The organism is Rhizobacter sp. P2_D12 (assembly GCF_056404395.1).
In genome coordinates this window covers 1-10703 of the sequence record NZ_JBFUEB010000157.1, presented here as the reverse complement: position 1 = coordinate 10703, position 10703 = coordinate 1, and the positions used below count along the sequence as shown (strand labels likewise).

The 10703-nt window shown below is 69.7% G+C and carries 8 protein-coding genes; 2 read left to right on the top strand and 6 right to left on the bottom strand.

What is annotated here, in order from left to right; all coding sequences use genetic code 11:
• The 3 genes from AC1DYN_RS29830 to AC1DYN_RS29820 form a co-directional block, all read right to left on the bottom strand.
• The coding region (locus tag AC1DYN_RS29830) for a translocation/assembly module TamB domain-containing protein (RefSeq protein WP_477965951.1) at positions 1–2296 on the bottom strand (2296 nt) is incomplete at its 3' end.
• A gap of 4 nt (positions 2297–2300) precedes the next feature.
• Positions 2301–4193, bottom strand: a complete 1893-nt coding sequence (locus AC1DYN_RS29825; protein ID WP_477965949.1) for an autotransporter assembly complex protein TamA — start codon at positions 4191–4193, stop codon at positions 2301–2303.
• The gene (locus AC1DYN_RS29820) at positions 4190–5374 is read right to left on the bottom strand and encodes a vWA domain-containing protein (RefSeq protein WP_477965947.1); all 1185 of its coding nucleotides are present in this window, start codon (positions 5372–5374) and stop codon (positions 4190–4192) included. The genes AC1DYN_RS29825 and AC1DYN_RS29820 overlap by 4 nt, the downstream gene beginning before the upstream one ends.
• 175 nt (positions 5375–5549) lie before the next feature.
• Here AC1DYN_RS29820 and AC1DYN_RS29815 point away from each other — a divergent pair, with 175 nt between their 5' ends.
• Entirely contained in the window at positions 5550–6227 is a 678-nt protein-coding gene (locus AC1DYN_RS29815) for a hypothetical protein (RefSeq protein ID WP_477965945.1), read from the top strand.
• Between the two features lie 222 nt (positions 6228–6449).
• Here the strand turns inward: AC1DYN_RS29815 and AC1DYN_RS29810 are convergent, their stop codons facing one another.
• The 3 genes from AC1DYN_RS29810 to AC1DYN_RS29800 are packed head-to-tail and all read right to left on the bottom strand — an operon-like array spanning position 6450 to position 9963.
• The gene (locus AC1DYN_RS29810; protein ID WP_477965943.1) at positions 6450–8453 is read right to left on the bottom strand and encodes a S9 family peptidase; all 2004 of its coding nucleotides are present in this window, start codon (positions 8451–8453) and stop codon (positions 6450–6452) included.
• A 60-nt stretch (positions 8454–8513) separates the two neighbouring features.
• The gene (locus AC1DYN_RS29805; RefSeq protein ID WP_477965941.1) at positions 8514–9098 is read right to left on the bottom strand and encodes a GNAT family N-acetyltransferase; all 585 of its coding nucleotides are present in this window, start codon (positions 9096–9098) and stop codon (positions 8514–8516) included.
• A 10-nt stretch (positions 9099–9108) separates the two neighbouring features.
• Positions 9109–9963 (bottom strand): AAA family ATPase, encoded by an 855-nt coding sequence (locus AC1DYN_RS29800; protein ID WP_477965939.1) that lies wholly within the window; start codon positions 9961–9963, stop codon positions 9109–9111.
• Between the two features lie 99 nt (positions 9964–10062).
• On the opposite strand from AC1DYN_RS29800, the gene AC1DYN_RS29795 reads away from it, so the two are divergent.
• On the top strand, positions 10063–10703 hold a 641-nt coding region (locus AC1DYN_RS29795), incomplete at its 3' end, for a c-type cytochrome (RefSeq protein WP_477965937.1).

Genomic DNA, 10703 nt, shown 5'->3' with positions numbered 1-10703 from the left:
GCTGCACGCTGTCGACCCAGGCCGGCGGCAAGGCCCTCAGCTCGCTGCGCCAGGTCAGCGTGTGCGAACGCGCCGTGCCTTGCAGCTGCAGCCGGCTGCTGTCGATGCCCTGGCCACGCCAGGTGGCCTGGCCGACGTCGGCGTTCAACTCCAGCGGCGCATCGGCGCTGGTGCCGGCCTGCCAGCGCAGGTCGGCCTGGGCGATGGTCAGCGGGCCGGCGCGCAGCCTGGCGAGCGCGCCCTTGCCCCGGGTCTGCACGTCGGGCCAGCGGCCGGTCAGTTCCGCCTCCCCGGTGAAGCTGCCGTTCAGCCCGTCGAGCAGCCCCGAGCCCTGTGCGCCGGGCAGCAGCTTCAGGATCGGCTGCAGCCGCGTCAGCTGCGCGGCGTTCGCGCTGAGCTGCCAGCGGTCGGCCGCGCCCTTGGCATCGGTGGCCAGCTGGCCTTCGGCATCGATGCGGTTGCCGCCGGCGTCGAGCTTCACGGTGGCCGCGAACGGCAGCGCCGCGCCCGGGTGCCGCAGCGCGACGTCGCCGCTCAGCGGCACGCCGGCCAGCGCGCTGTTGCCGATGGTGGCCGTCAGCTCGCCGCGCAGCGCGGCCAGGCGGTCCAGCAGCGTGGCGTTGCGCGGTGCCGGGCCGGTGACGCTGTCCGGCACGGTGAGCGACAGCTCGCCCTTCACGTTCAGCCGGTGCGGGCCGGCATGCCACGCCGATTCGGGCGGGCCGGGAAACCACGCCGCCGGGTCGAAATCGACCAGCGCACCGCGCGCTTTCGCCTGCCATTGCGCATCGCCGCGTTCGGCCGTGCCGCTGAGCGTCGCCTGCGCGCCGCCCGCCGAGGCGCGCAACTCGCGCAGCTCGATGTGCTTCTCGTCGCCCTGCGCATCCATCTTCAGCTGCACCGCGCGCGCGGGCTGCGCGAGCCGGCCGTTCAGGTCGACCAGCGCCTTGAAGCTCGGCGGCTGCGGGCTGCCGTCGGGCAGCGGCGGGTGGGCCTGGCCGGACAGCGCGATCGGGCCGCTGAGCGTCATCGCCGGCAGGTTCGGATCGAGCTCGGCCGGGGCCAGGTTGTCGAGCTGTGCGTTCAGCTCGAAGTTGCCGCCGTCGACCCGGCCCTTGCCGGTCAGGCTGCCGGCGTTCTTCGCGTTGCCGGCGAGCAGCGCCTCGAAGGAGGCGAGTTCGAACTGGCTGGGCTGGTCGGCGCGACCGCGCAGCTCGAAGCTCAGCTGGCGCAGCGGCAGCCGCTGCTCGTCCCAGCGGCCGGGCTTGTCGTTGCGCAGCGTGCCGCGCGCGGCCAGGCCGCCCTTGCCGCCCTGGCCGTCGGTGGGCGCGATGCTGACGTTGCCGCTCAGGGCCGTCAGCGGCGCGCTGGTGAGCAGCGCCGACAGGTCCAGCCCGCGCGTCGTCGCCTCCACCTGCGGCAGCGGCCAGCGCTCGGCCGGCGCGACGATCGCCACCGCGTCCAGCTCCTGGCCCTGCGCGCGCAGCGTCGCCTGGGTGTTGAAGCGCGCCAGCGGTCCCTTGGCGTCGAGCTGGGCGCGCCAGTCGTTGCGCAGCGTCCTGGCCCACGCCGGCAGCGTCGGCAGCGACGCGTCGGCGGCCTGGCTTTGCACGCCGGACAGCTGCAGCTGCAGCGGCATGTCGCCGTCGGTGCCGATCTGCGCACGGCCGGCCACCTGCAGCGCGTCCAGGCGCAGCGCCAGGTCGCTGACGCGGTGCAGCGTGCCGCGCTCGGCGCCGATCTCGATCTTGGCGGCGATGTCGCGCATCGGGTGCTCTTCGAGCCCCGGCACCAGCAGCGTGCCGACCGTGAGGCGGGTGACGTCCAGCTCGACGGGCGAGCGCAGCGAGGTCGGCAGCGAGGTCGGCTCGGTGCTGGTGGACTTCCATTGCACCGTCACCTTGTCGGCCGACATCGCGTCGGCATGCACCGCGGCCCAGCTGCGCGGGTAGGGCGTGAACGACAGTTTCAGGCCGCGCCAGCTCGGCGCATCGATGACGATGCGCTGGCCCTCGCCGATCACGACGACGATCTGGCGCGCGCTGAAATCGCCGACCAGAGAGCCGCGCGGTTCGCTCACCTGCAGCAGCGGCAGCGCGCGCACCACGTTGCCGAGCAGCCAGGCGGTGCCGCTGTCGGTGCCGGCCGCCCACAGCGCCACGCCGACCAGCGTGGCCGGCAGCGCGACCAGCAGCACGAAGGCGACGATGCCCAGCACCACGACCAGGCGGCGCCGCGAGCGGCGCGGCGGCGGCGGCACGGCAGGGGCGGGCGGGGCGGCTTGCTCGTCCGTCATGGCACTAGAACGCGATGCCCACGCTCAGGTGCAGCCGGTTCTCGTCGACCGCCTGTCCGTGCGCATAGTCGATGCGCAGCGGCCCGACCGGGCTGCGCCAGCGCAGGCCGACGCCATAGCCGTACACCGAGTTCACGTGGCCCCAGGTGTCGGACGCATTGCCGCCGTCGGCGAACACCGCCCACCACAGCGAGGGCATGCGCGGCGAGATCGGCCGCGCCAGCTCGACGCTGCTGGTCAGCAGGTAGCGGCCGCCGTAGACCTCGCCGTCGCGCACCACGCCCAGCGAGCGGTAGGCATAGCCGCGCACCGAGTCGTCGCCGCCGGCGCGGAACAGCAGCGCATCCGGGATGCCGACGCTCGGTTTCGCGAACACGCCGCCGACCTCGACGCGCGCCTGCCCGTACCAGCGCTGGCCGAGCGGCCAGTAGCCGGTCAGGCGGCCGTAAGTGCGGCCGAACGGACCGTTGCTGGCGAAGTTGTTCACCGCATAGCCGCCGGCGGCCTGGATCGACGCCGTCAGGCCCTTGGTCGGCAGCAGGATGCTGTCGACGTCGCGCCAGACCCAGTTGTAGTTCTGCGAGACGGCGCGGCTGTCCTGTTCGACGTCGTTGTTGGTGAGCTTCGAGTCCAGCACCTCGACGAAGATCAGCCGCTCGATGTGCTCGGTGTCCAGCGAGCGGCCCACCCGCACGCGCGAGTTCAGCGTGATGGCGCCGGCCGAGTCGAGGCGCGACACGCTGGTGGCGATCAGGTTGCGGTACTGGCCGCCGGTCGGGTTGGAGGTGAGGTCGGCGTCCCACGAGCGCAGGTCGCGGCCGAGCTCGAGCTTGTTGTGCAGCTGCGCGTTGTAGCCGAACGGCCGGCGGTGCCGGTGCTCGAGCGTGATGCGCCCGCCGGTGTTGTCGCTGTAGCCGATGCCGAAGGTGGCCTGCTGCAGCGTCTGCTCGCGCACCCGCACGGTGACCGGCGTCGCGGCAGCCTTGGCTTCGTCCGGATCGATCTCGACCGAGACGCTCTCGAACAGGCCCAGCTTGCCCAGCCGTTCCTGGAAGTCGAGGATGCGCTTCTCGGTGTACGGCGTGCCGGGGCCGAAGTCGGCCAGGTTGCGGATCGCGCCCTCGTCGTAGCGCTGCAGCCCTTCGATGCGCAGCTCGCCCAGGTGGAACAGCGGGCCGCTGTTCATCACGGCGGCGATGGTGGCCGTGTGCGTCGCGGCATCGACGCGCGCTTCGGTGCTGGCCCATTGCGCGGCCGGGTAGCCGTCGGCGCGCAGCCGCGCCAGCGTCTCGTTCTTCGCCTCGGCCCACAGGCTCTGGCGGAACGGCCGGCCGAGCTTCAGCGGCCACTGGTCTTCCAGCCGCTCCAGCGTCTCGCGCGCGGTCGGGTCCTTCGCGTCCAGGCCCTGCTTGAGCTCGCCTTCGATCTGCAGGTCCCATTTGTCGACGCGGGTGCGCGGGCCGGGCGTCACGTCGAGCCTGATCACCGGCAGGCCTTCGGGGGTTTCGCTGCGCTGGGTGGCGACCTCGGCGTTGAAGTAGCCCTCGGTCTCGAGCAAGGCCTTGGCCTGCGCCGGTGCGGCGGCGGCCAGGCGGTCGAGTTCGGCGCGCGTGATGCCCTCCTGCGTCGACGACTGGAAGCGGCCGAGGTCGAGGTAGGCGACCAGCATGGCCTTCAGGTCGTCGGGGGCCTCGACCTCGAGGCGGTAGGCGGCGAAGGCCGGTGCCGAGGCGGCGGCAGACGGCGGCGGCGCGGCGGCGGTGTCGGCCTTGTCCGCCTTGTCGGGTTCGGTGTCGGGCTTGAACATCGCGCAGGCCGCCAGCGCGCAGGCGGCGGCCAGCACGGCGGCGCGCCGCAGCAGCCGGACCAGCGGTGCAACGCCGCCGCGCGACCTCATTTGCTCAGCAGCCGCATGGCCCCTTCGAGGCCCTGCAGCGTGAGCGGGAACATGCGCTGGTTCATCAGCTGCGCGATGATCGAGATGCTCTGGCGGTAGCCCCAGACGCCTTGCGGCTCGGGGTTGATCCACGCGAACTTCGGGAAGGCATGGGTGAGCCGCTGCAGCCATTCGGCGCCGGCCTCCTCGTTGTTGTATTCGACGCTGCCGCCGGGCTGCAGGATCTCGTAGGGGCTCATCGTCGCGTCGCCGACGAAGATCAGCTTGTAGTCGCGGTTGTACTTGCGCAGGATGTCCCAGGTCGGGAATTTCTCGCTGTAGCGGCGGCGGTTGTTCTTCCACATGAAGTCGTAGACGCAGTTGTGGAAGTAGTAGAACTCCAGGTGCTTGAACTCCGCCTTGGCGGCGCTGAACACCTCTTCGACGCGGTGGATGTGCTCGTCCATCGTGCCGCCCACGTCCATCAGCAGCAGCACCTTCACCTTGTTGTGGCGCTCGGGCACCATCTTGATATCCAGGTAGCCGGCGTTCGCGGCGGTGGAGCGGATGGTGTCGTCCAGGTCGAGCTCCTCGTCCGAGCCCTCGCGCGCGAAGCGGCGCAGCCGGCGCAGCGCGACCTTGATGTTGCGGGTGCCGAGTTCGAGCGTGTCGTCGTAGTCCTTGAACTGGCGCTGGTCCCACACCTTCACGGCGCTGCGGTTTCTGCTTCTGTCCTGGCCGATGCGGATGCCTTGCGGGTTGTAGCCGTAGGCGCCGAACGGGCTGGTGCCACCGGTGCCGATCATGCGGTTGCCGCCTTCGTGGCGTTCCTTCTGTTCCTCGAAGCGCTTCTTCAGCGTCTGCATCAGCTCGTCCCAGCCCATCTTCTCGATCGCGGCCTTGTCCTCGGGGCTCAAATCGAGCTCGAACTTCTTCTGCAGCCAGTCGAGCGGCACGTCCTGCGTGAAATCGGTGAGGAGCTCGACGCCCTTGAAGTAGGCGGCGAAGGCGCGGTCGAACTTGTCGAAGTTGGCCTCGTCCTTGACCAGCGAGGTGCGCGCCAAGTAGTAGAACTTGTCGACGGTGGGCCCGCCCTCGTCGTCGATCACGCCGGCCTGGATGGCCTCGAGCAGCGTCAGGTATTCCTTGACGGAGACCTTCAGCTTGGCAGCGCGCAGGGTGAAGAAGAAGTTGGTCAGCATGGCGGGCCACGTGGAACGAACGTCAAAACGGCACGCCTATTGTGACGCGGTCTTCGGCACGGGCGGCGTGCACCGGCGCTGTGCGGATCTCCATATGTTGCGCTGCGACATTCGCCTGTCCTACGGAGGCTTCCCGCATCATGTTCGCGCCGACATTCCTGCTTCCCTGGGTGACATGAAGTTTCCGGCGTTCGTGCCGTTCTCGCGCATTGCCGTGCCTGCCCTGCTGGCCGGCTGTGCCGCGGCCGTGCAGGCGGCGCCGCCGGTGCCGTGCCGCGTCGAGCCGTTCACCGATGCGGGCGGGGCCGACTACGAGGCCTTGCTGGCGCGGCGCTGCGGCGGCGACCGCGTCAACTGGCAGGTCGAGACGCCGCGCGCCAAGCCGACCGACGTGGGGCCGAGCCAGGTGCGTTCGCGCGTCGACACCAGCACGACGGAGCGGCTGGGCGAGTCGTTCCAGACCTCGCTGCGGGTCAGCTGGGCGGGGTTGCGCACCGAGACGGCGCCGGGGCTGCGCACCGAACAGGCGACGGTGGCCGCGGGGGCGCAGTTGCGGCTGGCCGACAGCTGGGCGCTGAAGATGAACCTGGGCCGCGATGTGGCGGGTGTGCCGCGCAACCGGGCGACGTTGTCGAGCGTGTGGCAGCCGCTGCCGAGCGGGACGCTGTATGCGGAGTGGATCGGCAACGGCTTGATGACGCGCGAGACCGAGGTGAACCGTGTCGGGGCCCGCTGGTGGCTGGTGCCGCGGCGGGTGGCGTTCGACCTGGGCACCGTGCAGCGGCCGGGGGTGCCGGGCTGGGAGGATCCGCGGTTTGGCCTCACCTGGGACATCTCGAACCTGTTGCGGTGAAATGACGGCCCCCCAGTCGAGGGAGGTTGGCCCCCCAGTCGCTTCGCTCCTGCCCCCAAGGGGCGCCACGCCAGGGGCCTGGCAAAGCCAGTTCCCCGGCGCGTTGCTTGATGGGCGCTTCGCTCTGTCCCGGATTGCCATCCGGGCTACCCGGTATTCGTAGCCCGGATGCCAATCCGGGATCTCCGCCCGCGCCTTTGCCCGCGCCGAATGCAGGCCCCGCTACCTCTTGTCGAACTTCTTGAGCCAGCTGAAGAACTCGGAGTACCAGAGCTTGCTGTTGCGCGGCTTCAGGATCCAGTGGTTCTCGTCCGGGAACCACACCAGCCGCGCATCGACCCCGCGTGCCTTCAGCGTGTTGTAGTACGCGAGCCCCTGCTGGTCCGGCACCCGGTAGTCGAGCGCGCCGTGGATCACCAGCGTCGGCGTCTTCATCGCCTTCGCGAACGCATGCGGGCTCTGCGAGTTCACCTTCGCCGCATCGTCCCAGTACCAGGCCCCCAGCTCCTTCGCATGCCAGGTGTAGGCGTCGTCGCTGAACATCGCCGTCCAGTCGAAGCAGCCGGCATGGCACACATAGGCCTGGTAGCGCCCCGGTTTCACGTGGCCGTTCATCCACGCCACCATGTAGCCGCCATAGCTGCCGCCGGCCGCGAACACGCGCCCGCGGTCGATGTACGGCTTCTTCAGCAGCAGGTCGGTCGCGGCCTCGACGTCCTGCAGCTCCAGCTCGCCCCAGCGGTGCGTGATGCTGTCAAGGAAGCCGTAGCCGAAGCCGCTCGAGCCGTGGTAGTTGACGCACACCACCACGTAGCCCTGCGCCGCGAACAGGTGGTTGTTCCAGCGGTAGTGGAAGGTGTCGCCCGACGCGGCATGCGGGCCGCCGTGGATGTTGTTCACCAGCGGGTACTTCTTCTTCGGATCGAACCCCGGCGGGTACACCACCCAGGCCTGGACCTCGTCGCCCTGCGCACCCTTGAACCGCACGTCCTCGTGACGGCCCAGGCGGATGCCCTTCAGCTTGTCGTCGTTGAACTGCTCCAGCCGCAGCGGGGCCRCGTCACCTGCGCGCTGCGCATGCACGCGCGCCGGATGGTCCATCGCGTCGGCGGCCGTCACGACCACGTCGCCCGCCACGTCGAAGCCCTGCACCCAGCCCCCCTGCACCTCGACACCGGCCGCGCGGCCCGCGATGTCGAAGCGCCACAGGTGGCAGCGCGCCTGGTCCTCGCCGGTGAAGAACAACGCGCTGCCGTCCGCGGCCCAGCGGATCGGCGCGTTCACCGCATGGTCCCAGTCGCCCGTCAGCACCTGCTGCCGGATGGGCGCATCGACACCCCGCTGCAGCACCGCCGCATGGTTGGGCATCGTGTGGCGCTTGCCCTGGTGGCTGGCCAGGAAGGCGATGCGCCGGCCGTCGGGGCTGTAGCGCGGGGCTTCGAGGTCCCAGGCCTTGTCCTGCGCGATGACCTCGATCTTGCCGCTGCGCACCGCCACCTCGGCCAGCGCCTTGCAATGGTCGAGCCGCTTCTCGGGCTGCGGGTCGAACGCGAACGCGATGTGGCGGCCGTCGGGCGAGATGTCGAAGGCCTGCGCATCGGGGTCGTTGCGCTGCAGCTCGTAGCCGCTGCCCTCGAACAGGTCGCGGATGCGGCCGGTCTCGACGTCGAGCACCAGCAGGTGCGCCACCCGGTCCATCGGCAGGTTGCGGTCCCAGTAGCGGTACTGCGCGTCGCTGGTGACGTAGGCGGTTTCCTTGCGGTCCTTGAAGGCCTTGTACTGCTTGCCTTGCGCCGCGCTGCCGCGCAGGCCGGGCCACACCCACGAGACGAAGGCGATGCGCCTGCCGTCCGGGAACCACTTGAAGGCATCGACGCCGGGCGCGAAATCGCTGATGCGGCGCGCCTCGCCGCCGTCCGGCGCCATCAGGTACAGCTGCGGCGTGTCGTCCTTCCTGCCCTCCTGCTCGCGCCGCGCGACGAAGGCGATGCGCTCGCCGGTGGGCGACCAGGCGGGCTGGCCGTCCTTCTCGCCGGCATGCGTCAGGCGGCGTGGCGCGCCGCCGAACGTGGACAGCAGCCACAGCGCCGACTGGCCCTTGTTGTCCTCCATCGAGTAGCTGCTGACCGAGCAGACCGCCTGCGCGCCGTCGGGCGACAGCGACAGGCCACCCACGCGGTCCAGCGACCACAGGTCATCGATGCTCAGCGTCTTGTGTTGGGGCATGTCAGGGACCGCCTCATGAGCGGCGTTCGTGGAAAAACCGTGTGCAGGCGGCGCGTGCGCTCAGCGCGGACGCGCCAGCTGCCACTGCAGGTGCGCGTGCACCTCGGGCCATTCGCCGGCGGTCAGGCTGTACATCACCGTGTCGCGCACCGTGCCGTCGCGGCGCAGCGCGTGGTGGCGGATGACGCCGTCGCGCCGCGCCCCCAGGCGCTCGATCGCGCGCTGGCTGGCATGGTTGAAGTTGTCGGTGCGCCAGCCGACCACCTTGGCACCCAGCGTGTCGAACGCATGCGTCAGCAGCAGCAGCTTGGCGGTGGTGTTGACGTGGCTGCGCTGCGTGCTCTGCGCGTACCAGGTGTAGCCGATCTCCAGGCGGTCGATAGCCGGCACGATGTCGTGGTAGCTGGTGCTGCCGAGCACGCGGTTCGTCGCCGGGTCGACCACCGCGAACGGCTGGCGGTCGGGCGTGGACAGCGCCCGCTCGATGTAGGCCAGCGTCTCGTGCGGCTCGGGCACCGACGTGAAGCGCAGGTTCCACAGCTCGCCGTCGGCGGCGGCGGCCTTCAGGCCGTCCAGGTGCTGCAGGCCCAGGGGTTCGAGGCGCAGCCGATCGCTGCTCAGCGTGACTTTGGCGACAGGCTTCATCGGTGGCGTGCTACCGGTTGTGCTTCTGCATGAACACCAGCTTCTCGAACAGCGAGACGTCCTGTTCGTTCTTCAGCAGCGCGCCCACCAGCGGCGGCACGCTGACCTTGTCGTCCTTGCTCTGCAGCACCTCGAGCGGGATGTCCTCGGCCACCAGCAGCTTCAGCCAGTCGAGCAGCTCGCTGGTGCTGGGCTTCTTCTTCAGGCCCGGCAGGTTGCGCACCTCGTAGAAGTTGCGCAGCGCCGCGGACAGCAGCTCTTTCTTCAGCTGCGGGAAGTGCACCTCGACGATGCGCTTCATGGTGTCGGCGTCCGGGAAGCGGATGTAGTGGAAGAAGCAGCGGCGCAGGAAGGCGTCGGGCAGTTCCTTCTCGTTGTTCGACGTGATGAAGACCAGCGGCCGGTGCTTCGCCTGGATGAGCTCGCGCGTCTCGTAGACGTAGAACTCCATGCGGTCGATCTCGCGCAGCAGGTCGTTCGGGAATTCGATGTCGGCCTTGTCGATCTCGTCGATCAGCAGCACCACCGGCTGCTCGGCGGTGAAGGCCTGCCACAGCACGCCTTTGACGATGTAGTTGTGGATGTCGTGCACGCGCCCGCCGCCGTCGACGTCGGCCAGCTGGCTGTCGCGCAGGCGACTCACCGCGTCGTACTCGTACAAACCCTGCTGTGCCTTGGTGGTGCTCTTGATGTGCCATTGCAACAGCGGCATGCCCAGCGAGCGGGCGACCTCCTCGGCCAGCATCGTCTTGCCGGTGCCGGGCTCGCCCTTGACGAGCAGCGGGCGCTTCAGCGTGGCGGCCGCGTTGACGGCCAGCATCAGGTCGTCGGTGGCGACGTAGTTGTCGGAGCCTTGGAACTTCATGCGGCGCAGGGTTGGAGGGGGTGCGGGCCAGTATAAGGCGGGCCCTATAATCGCCCGCTGTTCGAAGCCTAGCCCCTCGCAAACTTCAATCACGCTGCCATGACAAAGCCGGTCTCCCTGAAGAATCTGCCCCATCTGATTCAGGCCTTTGCCGCTGCCGTCGCACTGACGGGCCTGGTCGGCACGGCGTCGGCACAGGACGCGAAGGCGGGCGATGCCAAGGCGGGCGAGAAGAAGGCCGCGATGTGCATCGGTTGCCACGGCATCCCGGGCTACCAGGCGAGCTTCCCCGAGATCCACAAGGTGCCGATGATCGCGGGCCAGGGCGCCAAGTACATCGTCGCCGCGCTCGGCGAGTACCAGAAGGGCGAGCGCAAGCACCCGACGATGCGCGCCATTGCCGCGCCGCTGACCGAGCAGGACATGGCCGACCTGGCCGCGTACTACGAGCAGCTGCCGAAGGAACAACCCAAGCTGGCCGACAAGGCCGAGGCCACGCCGCAGGTGGATGCGCTGCTGAAGAAGGGCAACTGCGTGTCCTGCCACGGCGAGAACTTCAGCAAGCCGATCGACGGCTCGTACCCGAAGCTGGCCGGCCAGCATGCCGACTACCTGTTCGTCGCGCTGAAGGCCTACCAGACCAACGGCAACCCGCAGATCGGCCGCAGCAACGCGATCATGGTCGGGCAAGTCAAGCAGTTCTCGCACGCCGAGCTGAAGACCATCGCCCAGTACCTGAG